The organism is Mesorhizobium sp. AD1-1 (assembly GCF_020164655.1).
Taxonomy (GTDB): domain Bacteria; phylum Pseudomonadota; class Alphaproteobacteria; order Rhizobiales; family Rhizobiaceae; genus Mesorhizobium; species Mesorhizobium ciceri.
Genome location: NZ_JAIUGP010000017.1, coordinates 1 through 16,165, shown reverse-complemented (window position 1 = coordinate 16,165; position 16,165 = coordinate 1). Strand labels below are relative to the sequence as shown.

At 63.6% G+C, this 16,165-nt stretch carries 10 protein-coding genes; 6 read left to right on the top strand and 4 right to left on the bottom strand.

Going from position 1 to position 16,165, the window contains the following annotated elements; all coding sequences use genetic code 11:
- Window positions 1-29: 29 nt before the first annotated feature.
- Window positions 30-980: an SPFH domain-containing protein gene (locus LB519_RS26035; RefSeq protein ID WP_013529726.1), complete on the top strand. Its 951-nt coding sequence runs from the start codon at window positions 30-32 to the stop codon at window positions 978-980.
- 11 nt (window positions 981-991) lie between these two features.
- Window positions 992-1,456: an NfeD family protein gene (locus LB519_RS26030; RefSeq protein ID WP_013529725.1), complete on the top strand. Its 465-nt coding sequence runs from the start codon at window positions 992-994 to the stop codon at window positions 1,454-1,456.
- A gap of 4 nt (window positions 1,457-1,460) precedes the next feature.
- Here the strand turns inward: LB519_RS26030 and LB519_RS26025 are convergent, their stop codons facing one another.
- Entirely contained in the window at window positions 1,461-2,462 is a 1,002-nt protein-coding gene (locus tag LB519_RS26025) for an SIS domain-containing protein (RefSeq protein ID WP_013529724.1), read from the bottom strand.
- 238 nt (window positions 2,463-2,700) lie between these two features.
- Here LB519_RS26025 and LB519_RS26020 point away from each other — a divergent pair, with 238 nt between their 5' ends.
- Complete coding sequence (locus tag LB519_RS26020) at window positions 2,701-4,503, top strand: outer membrane beta-barrel protein (protein ID WP_224621530.1); 1,803 nt, start codon at window positions 2,701-2,703, stop codon at window positions 4,501-4,503.
- 40 nt (window positions 4,504-4,543) lie between these two features.
- Here the strand turns inward: LB519_RS26020 and galU are convergent, their stop codons facing one another.
- Entirely contained in the window at window positions 4,544-5,449 is a 906-nt protein-coding gene (galU, locus tag LB519_RS26015; protein ID WP_013529722.1) for a UTP--glucose-1-phosphate uridylyltransferase GalU, read from the bottom strand.
- Between the two features lie 209 nt (window positions 5,450-5,658).
- On the opposite strand from galU, the gene LB519_RS26010 reads away from it, so the two are divergent.
- Window positions 5,659-6,879 carry a lytic murein transglycosylase gene (locus LB519_RS26010; protein WP_224621529.1) on the top strand — a complete coding sequence of 407 codons (1,221 nt, stop codon included), beginning with the start codon at window positions 5,659-5,661 and terminating at the stop codon, window positions 6,877-6,879.
- Window positions 6,880-7,007: 128 nt separating this feature from the next.
- A complete protein-coding gene (locus LB519_RS26005) occupies window positions 7,008-8,222 on the top strand; it encodes a DUF459 domain-containing protein (RefSeq protein ID WP_013529720.1) in 1,215 nt (404 codons plus the stop codon).
- Between the two features lie 27 nt (window positions 8,223-8,249).
- On the opposite strand, the gene LB519_RS26000 is transcribed toward LB519_RS26005, so the two are convergent.
- Together LB519_RS26000 and gltB are read right to left on the bottom strand one after the other, a co-directional pair.
- On the bottom strand, window positions 8,250-9,704 hold the full coding sequence (locus LB519_RS26000; RefSeq protein ID WP_013529719.1) for a glutamate synthase subunit beta: 1,455 nt from the start codon (window positions 9,702-9,704) through the stop codon (window positions 8,250-8,252).
- A 141-nt stretch (window positions 9,705-9,845) separates the two neighbouring features.
- Window positions 9,846-14,582, bottom strand: coding sequence for a glutamate synthase large subunit (gene gltB, locus LB519_RS25995; protein ID WP_013529718.1), 4,737 nt, complete (start codon window positions 14,580-14,582; stop codon window positions 9,846-9,848).
- Window positions 14,583-15,073: 491 nt separating this feature from the next.
- Here gltB and LB519_RS25990 point away from each other — a divergent pair, with 491 nt between their 5' ends.
- A complete protein-coding gene (locus LB519_RS25990) occupies window positions 15,074-16,123 on the top strand; it encodes a threonine aldolase family protein (RefSeq protein ID WP_224621528.1) in 1,050 nt (349 codons plus the stop codon).
- Window positions 16,124-16,165 lie beyond the last annotated feature (42 nt).

Genomic DNA, 16,165 nt, shown 5'->3' with positions numbered 1-16,165 from the left:
TGTGCGGCCTTCGTCTGAGGGAGAGCCAAATGGATTTCAGTGGTTTCGATATTGCGGTTGGTGCACTTGCCCTTCTGGTATTGGTGCTGCTGATCAAAGGCATCAGGACAATCCCGCAAGGCTACAACTATACGGTGGAGCGCTTTGGCCGTTACACCAAGACACTGAGCCCGGGTCTCAATTTCATTTACCCGTTCATCGACCGCATCGGCGCCAAGATGAACATGATGGAGCAGGTGCTCGACGTTCCAAGCCAGGAAATCATCACTCGCGACAACGCCATTGTCGGTGTCGACGGCATCGCCTTTTTCCAGATCCTCAACGCCGCGCAGGCCGCTTACCAGGTTTCCGGCCTGCAGAACGCCATCCTCAATTTGACGATGACCAACATCCGTACCGTCATGGGTTCGATGGATCTCGATGAACTCCTGTCGAACCGCGACGCCATCAACGAGCGCCTGCTGCGCGTCGTCGATGAAGCGGCCCACCCGTGGGGCATCAAGATCACCCGCGTCGAAATCAAGGACATCAACCCGCCGGCCAACCTTATCGAATCGATGGGCCGGCAGATGACCGCGGAACGCAACAAGCGCGCCCAGATCCTTGCCGCCGAAGGCCTCAAGCAGTCGCAGATCCTCGAGGCCGAAGGCCGCAAGGAAGCCGCCTTCCGCGATGCCGAGGCGCGCGAACGTTCGGCCGAGGCGGAGGCCCGCGCCACCCAGGTTGTGTCGGAAGCGATCTCCAAAGGCGATGTGCAGGCGCTGAACTACTTCGTCGCCCAGAAATACACCGAAGCGTTGGGCAAGATCGGCACTGCGACCAACAGCAAGATCGTGCTGATGCCCTTCGAGGCATCGTCGCTGATCGGTTCGCTCGGCGGCATTGGCGAGATCGCCAAGGAAGTCTTCCGCAGCGAGGGCACGACCGGCTCGCAGAGGCAGGCCGCGCGCCCGCCGGTCGTTCGCCCAACCGACAACTGAGGTCGAAACCAATGATCGACCGCATCGTTTCCGAACTCGGCCCCTGGAACTGGATGGTTCTCGGTTTCGTCCTGCTGGTGATGGAAATCATCGCGCCGGGTATCTTCATGCTGTGGATCGGCATCGCCGCGCTGATCATCGGCGCTGTGTCGCTGCTGATCTGGGACACCGGCTTCTGGACATGGCAGGTCCAGGTCCTCGCCTTCCTGGCGCTGTCGCTGGTCTCGGCCTATGTCGGCAAGAAGCTGGTCGGCAGCCGCAACGACCCGACCGATCAGCCGCTGCTCAACCGGCGCGGCGCGCAGATGGTCGGCAGGATGGCGACACTTGCCGAACCGATCCGGGACGGGCGCGGCCGCATCAAGCTGGGCGACACACTGTGGCGTGTCTCCGGCCCTGACCTGCCGGCCGGCACGCAAGTGCGCGTGACGGGTGCGGCCGATACGGATCTGGAACTGACCGTCGAGGCGGTCTGAACGTTCAGGCGGCGCCGATACGCAGCAGATCATGCAGGTGGATGAGGCCGACTGGTTTCCGGCCCTCCACCACCATCAGGCTGGTGATGGCTGAATTGTTGATCGTCTGCAGCGCCGTTGCCACCAGCGTGTCCGGCGTCGCGGTCTTCGGACCTCTTGTCATCACCTGATCCACCGTCATCGCCAGCAGATTGCTGCCGATGTGACGGCGGATGTCGCCATCGGTGATGATGCCGACCAGCGCACCGTCGACATCGGTGATCGCGACGCAGCCAAATCCTTTGCGCGACAGTTCCAGGATCGCGTCCTGCATGCCGGTGCCCGCAACCACCAGCGGCAGCCTGTCGCCGACATGCATGATCTCGCGGATCTGCGTCAGGTTGGCGCCGAGCTGGCCGCCCGGGTGAAAGGTGCGGAAATGGTCCGGCGTGAAGCCGCGTGCTTCGAGCAGCGCGATCGCCAGCGCGTCGCCCATCACCAGTTGCAGCAGCGTCGATGTCGTTGGCGCCAGGCCGTGCGGACAGGCCTCCGGAGCGCGCGGCAAAAGCAGCACCACGTCCGCCGCCCGCGCCAGCGCCGATGTCTCTCCGGCGGTGACGGCGATCAGCGGAATGGAAAAGCGCCTGGAATAGGCGACGATGCCCATCAGTTCCTTGCTTTCGCCCGACCACGACATGGCGATGATGGCGTCGTCCCTGGCGATCATGCCGAGATCGCCGTGGTTGGCTTCGGCGGGATGGACAAAGAAAGCCGGCGTGCCGGTCGAGGCCAGCGTCGCGGCGATCTTCGAACCGATATGGCCGCTTTTGCCGACGCCGGTGACGATGAGCCGGCCTTCAATCCCCGAGATCATCTCGACCGCCTGGGCGAAAGGCGCGGCCAGCCCATTCTCCAGCGCCTCGGCGAGGGCTTCGACACCAGCCTGTTCTGTCGCCACCGTCCTCAGCGCCGAAGCGATCGAGGCTTGCCTGTCCAAAGGCTTCTTATCCAGGGATCCCGCATGCATGGCTGATGCGATTAGCGCTTTGCCGGCGCGCTGTCCAACGGAAATGGCCCCAGGCATATCGCCCGAACGTGTGCGGTGGTTTCAGACGACGGCAGGCGAGAAAACGCACGCAGTATGAATCCCTTTGGAAATCAGCGCTTCAGGCAGCTGACGGGCCGCTGCCTCAACCCTCCGTTAACCATCCCCATTTACGGTTCGGTAAGTATGGCGCGCGTGCGCCGCGCAAGCAGTGGTGGCGATGTCCGGGGTCCAGCCAGAAAATTCGACGCGACGTGGGGGCAAGGCGGTCTGCGCCTTGCTGCTGGCAACCAGCATGTTTGCCTTGCTGCGCCCAACGGCGCTCCATGCCCAGGAAACCGAACTGCGCGGCGAAGTTTCGGAATCGGCGATCCTGTCCGACCAGCAGCGCAAGGCGAGACAGCTGGCCTTGGCAGCGCAGGGTCAACAGCCGGCCAACGCCGCGCAGGACAATGCGCCGGCCCGCACCTATCTGCCGGCCAGCGCCGGTGCCGTGCCTGACGACGCCGACACTGGCGACGCCACCGCGACCGGCAGCCTCTTCGACCCGCCGGCAGCCACTGACGACACGTCCGCCGACACGGCGGCGCCGCCCAAGCCGCGCCGCCGCTCATCGAGCGCCAGGCAGAATGCGGCTGACCAAGCCAAGGACAAGGCTGCCGACAAGTCGAAAAAGAAGAAGAAATCGACGGCCGACACCTCCGACATCACCGCTTCCACGACCGCCTCCCGGACCGCCTCCACGACGGACGCCACCGATGCTGCAGAGACCGATGCGGACACGGCCAACCGCCGCGCACTCACCATCGACAGCGCCGACAGGCAGAAGCTCGACCCAGGAGCGGAGCGTACGGACGCCATCGAAGGCCAGAAGAAGAAGCTGGAGGATGATCCGTTTGCCGCCACCGGCGTCAAATGGGGCTCCTTCGTCATCCGGCCGACGATCGAACAGGGCCTGACCGCCACCTCGAACGGCGATTCGAGCAGTGCAGGCAAGTCGGCGCTGCTGTCCGAGACGGCGCTGCGCTTTTCCGCCGCCTCCGACTGGCGCGAGAACTCCGCTACGATCGACGGCTATGGCCTTTTTCGCGAGACCGTCTCGGGTTACCCGGTTCACGACGAGCAAGGCCGCATCGAAGGCCAGCTCAATGTCGACCTCGACAATGAATTGCGCGCCATCGCCAAGCTCGGCTACGAGGCCGTGCCGGAATCGGCATCATCGCCGGACGCCATTGCCGGCGTCAGCAAGCAGCCGCTGCGGCAGACCATCGATGGCAGCCTGGCCGTCGAAAAGCATCTCGGCAAGATGCAGTACACCTTGACCGGCGCGGTCTCGCACGACTTCTACGGCGACGCCAAGCTCTCGGACGGCACCTCGCTATCGCAGAAGGATCAGGACTCGACGCTCTACACGGCGACGTTGCGCACCGGCTACGAGATCTCCCCTGCCCTGACCCCTTTCACCGAAATCGAGGTCGGCCGCCGGACCTATGATCAACGCATCGACAATGAAGGCTTCGAGCGCTCGTCGACGCGGCTCGGCGCCCGCGCCGGCCTTGCACTCGACATGGGTGAGAAGCTGTCGGGCGAATTCTCGGCCGGCTGGCTCAGGGAAGCGATCGACGACAAAAACCTTGATGCGATATCGGGTGCCACCGTCAACGCCGACCTCAAATGGTCACCCGAGCGCGGCACCATAATCGGCCTGACCGGGCGGACCACCGTCGAGCCCACGACCACATCGGGCGAGAGCGGCGACATCCTCTATTCCGGTCGCCTGACCGGCGAACGCCAGATTCGCGCCAACCTCACCGCCAACGCGGCTCTGGGTCTCGACTGGCGTGATTACATCGGCATCGACGGCCATGACAGGGTGTTGAGCGCCGAGGCCGGCCTGACCTGGTGGCTGAACCGCTACGCCGGCCTGACCACAAGAGTGAGGACCGAGAAACTGACCAGCAACCTGCCGGGCCGGGACTACACCGCCAACAGCATCTTCCTCGGCGTCAAGGTGCAGCGCTGAACGGCCGCACCAACGACATCCGGCCGCTCGCTAGGATGTTTTAAAACGCAGCGCCACGGCGCTCTGACGGCTTCAGCTCGTCGAGAAGCGTGCGGATGACGCCCGCCATGTTCTCGTTCATGTCGCTGCGCCACAGCGCGAAGGCAACATTGGCCTCGACAAAACCCTCCGGCGATCCGCAGTCGAACGTGCGGCCTCGATAGTGGTAGCCGTAGAAAGGCTGCTGCTTTTCCAGCTTCAGCATGGCGTCGGTGAGCTGGATCTCGTTGCCGGCGCCTTTTTCCTGACCTTCTAGGATCTTGAAGATCTCCGGCTGCAGGATGTAGCGGCCGTTGATGTAGAGGTTGGACGGCGCGGTGCCGGCCTTCGGCTTTTCCACCATCTCGGTGATACGGAAGCCGTGATGCGTGTCCTCGCCGCGGCCGACGATGCCGTATTTGTGGGTTTCGGCGGGATCGCATTCCTGCACCGCGATGATGTTGTTGCCCGTCTCCTCGTAGAGCTCGACCATTGCCTTCGTGCAGCTCTTCTCCGACTGCATGATCATGTCGGGCAACAAAAGCGCGAAGGGTTCGTCGCCGACGAGCTCGCGGGCGCACCAGACGGCGTGGCCAAGTCCCATCGGCACCTGCTGGCGTGTGAAACTGGTCTGCCCCGGCGCCGGCTGCAGCCGCTGCAGGCGGGCGAGCTGGTCGTCCTTGCCGCGCTGGGCCAGCGTGTCATAGAGTTCGAACTGGATGTCGAAATGGTCCTCGATGACGGCCTTGTTGCGACCGGTGACGAAGATGAAATGCTCGATGCCGGCCTCGCGCGCCTCATCCACCACATACTGGATCACCGGCCGGTCGACGACGGTCAGCATTTCCTTGGGAACAGCCTTGGTGGCCGGAAGAAACCGTGTGCCGAGGCCGGCGACCGGGAAGACTGCCTTGCGAACTCTCTTCATGCTTTCAATTATCCGTTTGAGGGCCAGCTCCGCAATCCCCGTTTCAAGACATTTTCACGCCGGAATTGGGGATTACTGGGAAACTGAGGGGAGCGTCCACCGGTAAAGCTTCGAAGCGTCTTTTCGTTCCCGGTGGCACCTATGGTAAACTAATTCCTAACCTGGTTCGGCGATGAATGGTCTTTCCTGAGACAGAGAAGGAGGAAAAGATGTCCGTTCGCAATGCCGCAAAAATTCTTACCAGCGTCATGGCGGCAGCCAGCCTATCGCTCGCTCTGCTGATGCCTGGCCCCGCTTTCGCCGATGCCGGTTTCCGGCAATGGGTCGCCGGCTTCCGCGCCACCGCCGTGCAGAGCGGCGTTTCCGGCGCCCTATACGACCAGGCCTTCAGGAACATCAGGGATATCGATCCCGTGGTGCTGGAAAAGGCGCGCACGCAGCCTGAATTCACGGCCCCCGCCTGGGACTATTTCGACAACCGCGTCCATGATCAGTCCGTCGCCGTCGGCCAGCAGATGGCCAGGAAATGGAAGCCGTGGCTGGATCGGATCGAGGCCAGGTTCGGCGTCGACCGCTACATCCTGCTGGCCATCTGGTCGATGGAATCGAATTATGGCGAGATCCTCAAGCGCGACGACATCATGCGCAACGTCGTTCGCTCGCTGGCGACCTTGGCCTACGCCGATCCGAAGCGGGCGAAATTCGCCCGCACACAGCTTATCGCCGCGCTGAAGATCCTGCAGACCGGCGACATCGACGAAAGCCATCTGAGCGGATCCTGGGCCGGCGCCATGGGCCACACCCAGTTCATCCCGACCAGCTATCTGCACTATGCCGTGGACATGGACGGCAATGGCAAGCGAGACATCTGGAATTCGATCCCCGATGCGCTGGCGACATCAGCCAATTTGTTGAAGAAGAATGGCTGGCAGGCCGGCAAGACCTGGGGCTATGAGGTCGCCTTGCCAGCCGGAAAACTTCCCGGCGGTTCCAAGACGCTGTCGCAGTGGCAGGCGCTCGGCGTCGCCAGGGCCAACGGCAAGCCGTTCAAGAACGGCTCCGACAAGGCGACGCTGAAGGTGCCGGACGGCCGCAGCGGGCCAGCCTTCCTGATGATCAAGAATTTCACGGTCATCAAGGCCTACAACAACGCCGACAAATATGCGCTGGCCGTCGGCCTTCTTGCCGACGAAATCGCCGGCTCGAGCGGTCTGGTGCAGGACTGGAAGCGGCCTTTCACCAAGCTTACTTTCGAGGAAAGACAGGAGCTGCAGAAGCGGCTTTCCCAGCATGGCCTTTACGACGGCAAGTTCGACGGCAAGATCGGCGACGGCTCGAAGACTGCCATCATGGCCTTCCAGGCCAAGGCCGGCTTGACCCAGGACGGCTATCCGAGCATGGAAGTGCTGAAGTGGCTCCGGCAGAAATAGAGCCGCCTGCGGTGCCGCGCGGCCTTCCAGGCGCGCAAAGGACACTGTAGCAATCTGGTTGGCGCGGCATTTGCCGAGAAACCGATGCGGTTTTTCGGCAGGACTGCGCCAAGGGACGGAGGAAACGATTGGCTTCGGCTGCGCGCATCGCAGGGCTTGTTCGTCGCATGCCGGTGCTCGTCCTGGCCGTGGTCGTGCTTGCCGTCGGCGTTGCTGGCGCCTTTCATGCGCCGGCCATGGCGCAGGAGCAGCAAAACCGCGGCTGGTCGTTGCGCGACCTTTTGTTTCCGCGCCGCAGCGAGCGCATTGAGCCGCCCCTGGATATCCAGAAGCCGAGGCCCAGGCCCAAGGCGAAAAAACCCCGCGCCCCGCGCCCGCCCGCGGAACCGGAAATCCCGGTGGTCGACAAGGCGCCGGACGCCCGCACCGTCCTGGTGGTCGGCGACTTCATGGCGGCCGGCCTCGCCGAAGGCCTCGACACCGCTTTCGCAGAGAATGCCGGCGTCAGGATCGTCGTTCGCAGCAATGGCTCGTCCGGCTTCGTGCGCGATGATTTCTACAACTGGCCCGAACAGATCAAATCGCTGATCGAGACCGAAAAACCCGCCGCCGTGATCGTCATGCTGGGCTCCAACGACCGCCAGTCGATGAAGGTGGGCGACGTGCGCGAACAGCCACGCTCCGAGAACTGGACCAAGGAATATGAACGCAGGACCGACGCGCTGGGCAAAGCCATCGCCGCGGCCAAGGTCCCCTTCCTTTGGGTCGGCATGCCGGCGTTCCGGGTGCCGAAGATGACCTCGGATATGCTTGCCTTCAACGACATCTACCATCAGGCCGCAGAAAGCCATGGCGGCGAATTCGTCGATATCTGGGACGGCTTTGTCGACGAGAACGGCGCCTTCGTCACCAGCGGCCCCGACATCAACGGCCAGCCGGTGCGGCTGCGCGCCGATGACGGCATCAATATCTCGAAGGCGGGCAAGCGCAAGCTCGCCTTCTACACCGAAAAACCGCTGCTGAAGATCCTCGGCCTGACCGCGCCGGGAAGCATGATTACACCGTCCGCTCCGGCGGGCGCCCCTGTCGAGACGCCGGCGCCGGCCGCGCCCCCCATCGTCATCGACCGCACCGCGCCGATGCTGCTCAGCGATCCGGCACTCGACGGCGGCTCGGAGCTGCTTGGCGCGGCACCGCCGGCAAAGGCCAATCCGGACCTGCCCGGTGAAAAGCTTGTGGTCGAGGGCAAGGCACCGATTGCATCGCCCGGCCGCGCCGACGATTTCTCCTGGCCGCCGAAGGCCGCAGCCGCGACCGACACCACGACCGCGATCAATCGTTAGTCTCGCAGCGCGGCTCTGAGGCCGGGCTCAGCGCGGGAGAACGCTCGACCCCATCAACGCCTCGTCGATCGCGCGCGCAGCCTGGCGGCCCTCGCGGATCGCCCAGACGACCAGCGACTGGCCACGACGCACGTCGCCGGCCGCATAGAGCCTGTCGACGCTGGTCTTGTAGTCGCGGTCATTGGCCTCGACATTGCGCGAGCGGCGGCTGTCGGTGGCGATCTTCATCTCACCCTCCAATTCCCTCGCCACACCTGCCGCGGCCGGCCCGGCAAAGCCGATGGCGATGAAAGCGAGATCGGCACGAATGACGAATTCGGTACCGGCGATCGGCTTGCGCTTGTCATCGACCTCGCAGCACTTGACGCCGGTCAGCTGGCCTTCCTCGCCGATGAATTCGAGCGTCGCCACCTGGAATTCGCGCTCGGCGCCTTCGGCCTGCGAGGACGAGGTGCGCATCTTCGTCGCCCAGTAGGGCCAGACCGAAAGCTTGTCTTCCTTCTCCGGCGGCTGTGGGCGGATATCGAGCTGTGTGACGCGCACCGCGCCCTGGCGGAAGGCCGTGCCGACGCAGTCGGACGCGGTATCGCCGCCGCCGACGACGACGACATGCTGGCCGCCGGCGATGATGGGATGCGACGGCCACGCCACCGACTGGATCGGTTCGCCGCCGACCCGCCTGTTCTGCTGCACCAGATAGGGCATCGCGTCATGCACGCCGCCGAGATCGTCGCCGGGAATACCGGCCGCGCGCGGCGTTTCGGAACCGCCGCAATAGAGCACGGCATCATGTTCGGCGAGCAGTTCGGCGACCGGCTTGTCGACGCCGACATTGACGCCGCAATGGAAGGTCACGCCCTCGCCCTGCATCTGCTCGATGCGCCGGTCGATATAGTGCTTCTCGATCTTGAAGTCGGGAATACCGTAGCGCATCAGCCCGCCGGGCCGGCTTTCGCGCTCGTAGACATGGACGTCGTGACCGGCGCGGCCAAGCTGCTGGGCAGCCGCCATGCCGGCCGGGCCGGAGCCGATGACGGCGACCCGCTTGCCGGTCTTCTTCTCCGGCGGATAGGGCCTGATATGGCCGGTTTCATAGGCCTTGTCGGCGATCGCCTGCTCGACCGTCTTGATGGCGACGGGAATGTCCTCGAGGTTCAGCGTGCAGGCTTCCTCGCAAGGCGCGGGGCAGATGCGGCCGGTGAACTCCGGGAAATTGTTGGTCGAATGCAGGTTGCGGATCGCGTTGTCCCAGTCGCCATTGTAGACGAGGTCGTTCCAGTCTGGAATCTGGTTGTGGATCGGGCAGCCGGTCGGCCCGTGGCAGAACGGAATGCCGCAATCCATGCAGCGCGCGGCCTGTTTCTCGACCTCCTTGTCAGACATCGGCAGCGTGAACTCGCGGAAATGCCGGATGCGGTCGGAGGCCGGCTGGTACTTGTGCACCTGCCGGTCGATTTCGAGAAAGCCTGTTACCTTGCCCATAGTCCAGTTCCTGCTGTCCAGATGGTGCGGTTTTCGCCGCACCCGTTAACCCCTTGAGGCAGCCATGGCAACCTTGCGCCGGAGGTCAAACTGTCGATGAAGATGGGCCGGGAAGCCTGGGCTCCCCGGCCATTGCAAAGCCTATTCCGCCGCAACGCCCATGCGCATGCGTTCCATCTCGATCAGGGCGCGGCGGTATTCGACCGGCATGATCTTGCGGAACTTCGGCCGGAACGTCGCCCAGTCGTCGAGAATCTCGCGGCCACGCACCGACCCGGTGTAATGCACATGGTTCGAGATCAGCTGGTAGAGCCGCTCCTCGTCATGGCTGGTCATGTCGCCGGAGACGTCGACGCGGCCCTTGTGGTCGAGGTCGCCGCCATGGTGCAGCAGCCTTTCCATCAGATCGTCTTCTTCCGGAACCGGCTCCAGCTCGACCATCGCCATGTTGCAGCGCTCGGCGAAATCGCCCGCCTCGTCGAGCACGTAGGCGACGCCGCCAGACATGCCGGCGGCGAAGTTGCGGCCGGTCTTGCCGATGACGACGACGATGCCGCCAGTCATGTACTCGCAGCCATGATCGCCGACGCCTTCGACGACGGCGGCGACGCCCGAATTGCGCACGGCGAAACGCTCGCCGGCGACGCCGGCGAAATAGGCTTCGCCCTCGGTTGCGCCATAGAGCACCGTGTTGCCGACGATGATGGATTCAGCCGCGACGATCTTGGCCTCTTCCGGCGGCCGAATGACGATACGTCCGCCCGACAGGCCCTTGCCGACATAGTCGTTGCCGGCGCCGACAAGCTCGAACGAGATGCCGCGCGCCAGGAAGGCGCCAAAGGACTGGCCGGCAGTGCCGGTCAGCTTCACCTGGATCGTATCCTCGCGCAGGCCCTTGTGCTTGAAGCGCTTGGCCACTTCGCCCGACAGCATGGCGCCCGCGGAGCGGTCGACATTGCGGATATCGACCTCGATCTTGACCGGCAGCTTGCTCTCGAGCGCCGGCTTGGCCAGTTCGATCAGCTTGCGGTCGAGCACGTCGTCGATCGGGTGCTTCTGCCGCTCGGTCCAGTGCACCGCTTCATGCGGCGCATCCGGCTTGAAGAACATCTTCGAGAAATCGAGCCCGCGCGCCTTCCAGTGCACGATCAGGTCGCGCTTTTCCAGAAGATCGGTGTCGCCGATGATCTGGTCGAGATGGGTGTAGCCCATCTCGGCGAGCAGCTCCCTCACCTCTTCCGCGACGTAGAAGAAGAAGTTGATGACATGCTCGGGCGTGCCCTTGAAGCGCTTGCGCAGCACCGGATCCTGCGTCGCGACGCCGACCGGACAGGTGTTGAGATGGCATTTGCGCATCATGATGCAGCCGGCCGCGATCAGCGGTGCGGTCGAGAAGCCGAACTCGTCGGCGCCGAGCAGCGCGCCGATGATGACGTCGCGCCCTGTGCGCAAGCCACCATCGACCTGCAGCGCAACGCGCGACCGCAAGCCGTTCAGCACCAGCGTCTGGTGTGTCTCGGCAAGGCCCATTTCCCACGGGCTGCCGGCATGCTTGAGCGAGGTCAGCGGCGAGGCACCGGTGCCGCCGTCATAGCCAGAGATGGTGATGTGGTCGGCGCGCGCCTTGGCGACGCCCGCCGCGACCGTGCCGACGCCGACTTCCGACACCAGCTTGACCGACACGTCGGCCGCTGGATTGACGTTCTTCAGGTCGTAGATCAGCTGTGCCAGATCCTCGATCGAATAGATGTCGTGATGCGGCGGCGGCGAGATCAGGCCGACGCCCGGCGTCGAATGCCGGACCTTGGCGATGGTGGCGTCGACCTTGTGGCCGGGCAGCTGGCCGCCCTCGCCGGGCTTGGCACCCTGCGCCACCTTGATCTGCATCATGTCGGAGTTGACGAGGTATTCGGCCGTGACGCCGAAACGTCCCGAGGCGATCTGCTTGATCGCCGAGCGTTCCGGGTTCTTGCCGCCGCCCGGCAGCGGCAGATAGCGGTCGGCCTCTTCGCCGCCCTCGCCGGTGTTCGACTTGCCGCCGATCTGGTTCATCGCGCGCGCCAGCGTCGTGTGCGCTTCGCGCGAGATCGAGCCGAACGACATCGCTCCGGTCGAGAACCGCTTGACGATGTCGGCCGCCGGCATGACGTCGTCGAGCGCCACCTTCTTGCGGCCGGTTTCCCCGGCCAGCTTGAGCTTGAACAGGCCGCGAATGGTCTGGGCGCGGGCCGTCTCGCTGTCGATCTGGGCGGAATAGTCCTTGAAGGTTTCCCACGATCCCTGGCGCACGGCGTGCTGCAAGGTGGCGACAGCATCGGGCGACCAGATATGCGCCTCGCCGCGCATGCGGAACATGTATTCGCCGCCGACCTCGAGGCTGTTGCGCAGCACGGGGTCGTTGCCGAAACCGTCATTGTGGCGGCTGAGCGTCTCGGCCGCGATCTCGTCCAGGCCGACGCCTTCGATCAGCGTCGCGGTGCCGGTGAAGTATTGCTGCACGAAATCGGTCTTCAGGCCGATGGCGTCGAAAATCTGCGCGCCGCAATAGGACTGGTAGGTCGAGATGCCCATCTTGGACATCACCTTGAGGATGCCCTTGCCGATCGACTTGATGTAGCGCGAGACGACTTCGTAGGCGTCCACTTCCTTCGGCAGTTCGCCGCGCTTGTGCATGTCGAGCAGCGTGTCGAAGGCGAGGTAGGGATTGATCGCCTCGGCGCCATAGCCGGCGAGGCAGCAGAAATGATGCACTTCGCGCGGCTCGCCGGATTCGACGACGAGGCCGACCGAGGTGCGCAGCCCCTTGCGGATCAGGTGATGATGGACCGCCGCCGTCGCCAGCAGCGCCGGGATGGCGATGCGGTCGGGCCCGACCTGGCGGTCGGACAGGATGATGATGTTGTAGCCGCCGGCAACCGCCGCCTCCGCCCGCTCGCACAACCGATCGATGGCGCCCTGCATGCCCGCGGCGCCTTCGGCGGAGCCATAGGTGATGTCGATCGTCTTGGTGTCGAAACGGTCCTCGGTGTGGCCGATGGAGCGGATCTTTTCGAGATCGCCATTGGTCAGGATCGGCTGACGAACTTCGAGCCGCTTGCGGCGCGAATTGCCGACAAGGTCGAAGATGTTGGGCCGCGGCCCGATGAAGGACACCAGGCTCATCACCAGCTCCTCGCGGATCGGGTCGATCGGCGGGTTGGTGACCTGGGCGAAGTTCTGCTTGAAATAGGTGTAGAGCAGCTTCGACTTGTCCGACATCGCCGAGATCGGCGTGTCGGTGCCCATCGAGCCCACCGCTTCCTGGCCTGTCGTCGCCATCGGCGACATCAACAGCTTGGTGTCCTCCTGGCTGTAGCCGAATGCCTGCTGACGATCGAGCAGGCTGACATCCTTGCGCAACGCGCGCGGTTCGACCGGCTTCAGATCTTCGAGGATCAGCTGCGTGTTGGCGAGCCAGGTCTTGTAGGGATGCTTGGTCGCGATCTCCGACTTGAGCTCCTCGTCGGAGACGATGCGCCCCTTCTCCAGGTCGATCAGAAGCATGCGGCCAGGCTGCAGCCGCCACTTCTTGACGATCTTCTCCTCCGGCACAGGCAGCACGCCGGCTTCCGAGGCCATGATGACGCGGTCATCGTCGGTGACGATGTAGCGCGCCGGGCGCAAGCCATTGCGGTCGAGCGTGGCGCCGATCTGGCGGCCATCGGTGAAGACCACCGCCGCCGGTCCGTCCCACGGCTCCATCAGTGCCGCATGGTATTCGTAGAAGGCCTTGCGATCGGCATCCATGAGCTTGTTGCCGGCCCAGGCTTCCGGGATCAGCATCATCATGGCATGGCTGAGCCTGTACCCCCCCTGGAACAGGAACTCGAGCGCATTGTCGAAGCAGGCGGTGTCGGATTGGCCGTCATAGGAAATCGGCCACAGCTTCGAGATGTTGTTGCCGAACAGTTCGGAATCGACCGACGCCTGGCGCGCAGCCATCCAGTTGTTGTTGCCGCGCACGGTGTTGATCTCGCCATTGTGGGCGACCATGCGGTAGGGATGCGCCAGCTTCCATGACGGGAACGTGTTGGTCGAGAAGCGCTGGTGGACGAGGATCAGCGCGGTTTCGAAGCGCGGGTCCTTGAGGTCCTTGTAGTAGGCCCCGACCTGATAAGCCAGGAACATGCCCTTGTAGACGATGGTGCGCGCCGACAGCGACACGCAATAGGCGCCAACGTCCATGTTGTCGTTCTCGGCATAGATGCGGCCCGAGATGACCTTGCGCAGCAGATAGAGCCTGGCCTCGTATTCCTCGTCATCGGTAATGTCTGGCGTGCGGCCGATGAAGATCTGCCGATGGAACGGCTCGGATGCCACGATGTCGGGCGCCTTCGACAGCGACGAATTGTCGACGGGCACGTCACGGAAACCGATGAGCGGAAGTCCCTCGGATTGCGCCGATTCGGCAATGATGTCCTCGATATGGGCGCGAAGGGCCGCGTCCTGCGGCATGAACCAATGTCCGACGCCGTACTGGCCCGCCGGCGGCAGCTCGATGCCCTGGGCTGCCATCTCCTCACGGAAGAACTGGTCGGGAAGCTGCACCAGTACGCCGGCGCCATCGCCGACCAGCGGATCGGCGCCGACGGCGCCGCGATGCGTCAGGTTTTCGAGCACAGCCAGCCCGTCCTCGACGATCTGATGCGACTTCACGCCCTTCATGTTGACGATGAAGCCGACGCCGCAGGCGTCATGCTCGTTGCGCGGATCGTAGAGGCCCTGGGCGGAAAATCCGTTGGCGCTTCGGCCAATATTGGATCGCAAGGTGGTTTTGACGGTTGCCGCTTTCGTCTGCGCGGCCTGGCCGTTCGTCGCAGAGTGCGTCATGTCCGTCATCTCCTGTCCTCCTTCCCAGCCATTCAGGCGCTGGTTTGCCTCGGCAAGCGCTTGGCTCACCCTGATCCTTGTGGCACGTCTTGCGAAATCCTGTCGAACCAGGCGGCTTTCCGCATGGATCGCATCTGGTAATCGTACAGGCCAGAGTCTGGCTGTCCACCTGTCGCTCGCGGCAACAGCCGGAGAGGCCCAAATGATACGCCAATCCAGCTCGTTTTGTGCGACAAAATAAGACAGCACTACTGTCCTAAATTTTTATGGCAGAAATCCCGGACGCACACAAGACCGATTTGCAAAAAACTTGGGGCATTCGCGACAGAAAATGTCGCGAAGCTGAGGAAAAACGTAAGCTTCAGTCGTCGGCCTGGGCTTTGCCCGTTGGCTGGCTTTACTGTTTTTCCGGCGCCTGGCCCTTGCGATCAGCACGCGAAACCGGTCAACTTCAGTCTGATTTCCCCAACCCCCCGTTCTCCCAAGACATAGGCAGATGCATGTTCTTCGCTTCCGACAATTGGGCAGGCGCCCACCCCAACATTGCCGCCGGCCTGTCGGCCAATGCCGGCGGCTTTTCCACCGCCTACGGCGACGGAGCGCTCGACCAGGCAGTCTACCAGCGCTTCAGCGAGATTTTCGAACGCGAGGTCGCGGTGTTCTTCGTCGCCACCGGCACGGCCGCCAACTCGCTGGCGCTGACCGCTTACAACAAGCCGGGCGGCATTTCCTTTGCTCATCGCGAATCGCATGTCATCGAGGACGAATGCGGCGCGCCAGTGTATTTTTCCGGCGGCTCACGCCTGCATGAGATCGATGGCGCGCTGGGCAAGATCGATCCGCACAATCTGGAAAGGACCATCGGCCGTTTCGCACCGGAAATCGTCCATTGGGGACGGCCGATGGCCGTTTCGATCACCCAGTCGACCGAGGTCGGCACCATCTACGGCCTGGATGAGATCGAGACGATCGCGGCGATCGCCAAACGATATTCGGTGCCCTTGCACATGGACGGCGCCCGCTTTGCCAATGCGCTGGTCGCGCTCGACACGTCGCCAGCCGAAATGACCTGGAAACGCGGCGTCGACATCCTGTCCTTCGGCGGCACCAAGAATGGCTGCTGGTGCGCCGAAGCGATCGTGCTGTTCGATCTTGATCGTGCCAGGGAATTGGCGTTCCTGCGCAAGCGCGCCGCCCAGCTGTTTTCGAAATCGCGCTTCGTCGCGGCGCAGTTCGAGGCCTATTTCAAAGACGGATTGTGGCTGGACACCGCCCGCCACGCCAACGCCATGGCCGCACGCCTTGCCGCCGCGATCGAGGATTCGGCCACGGCAAAGCTGGCATGGCTGCCGCAGGCAAACGAGATTTTCGCAGTAATCAAGAAAGCCGAAGCTGAAAAGCTGCAGGCAGCGGGTGCGGCGTTCTATGATTGGCACAAGCCGCACGGCTTTGACGGCCACATTAGCGAGGACGAGTTGCTGTATCGCTTCGTCACCAGCTTCGCGACGACGGCCGATGAGGTCGACCGTTTTGGCCAGCTGATCGCCTGATACCGAAATCCCCGATAACAAAAAAGCGGGGGGGGGGGGGGG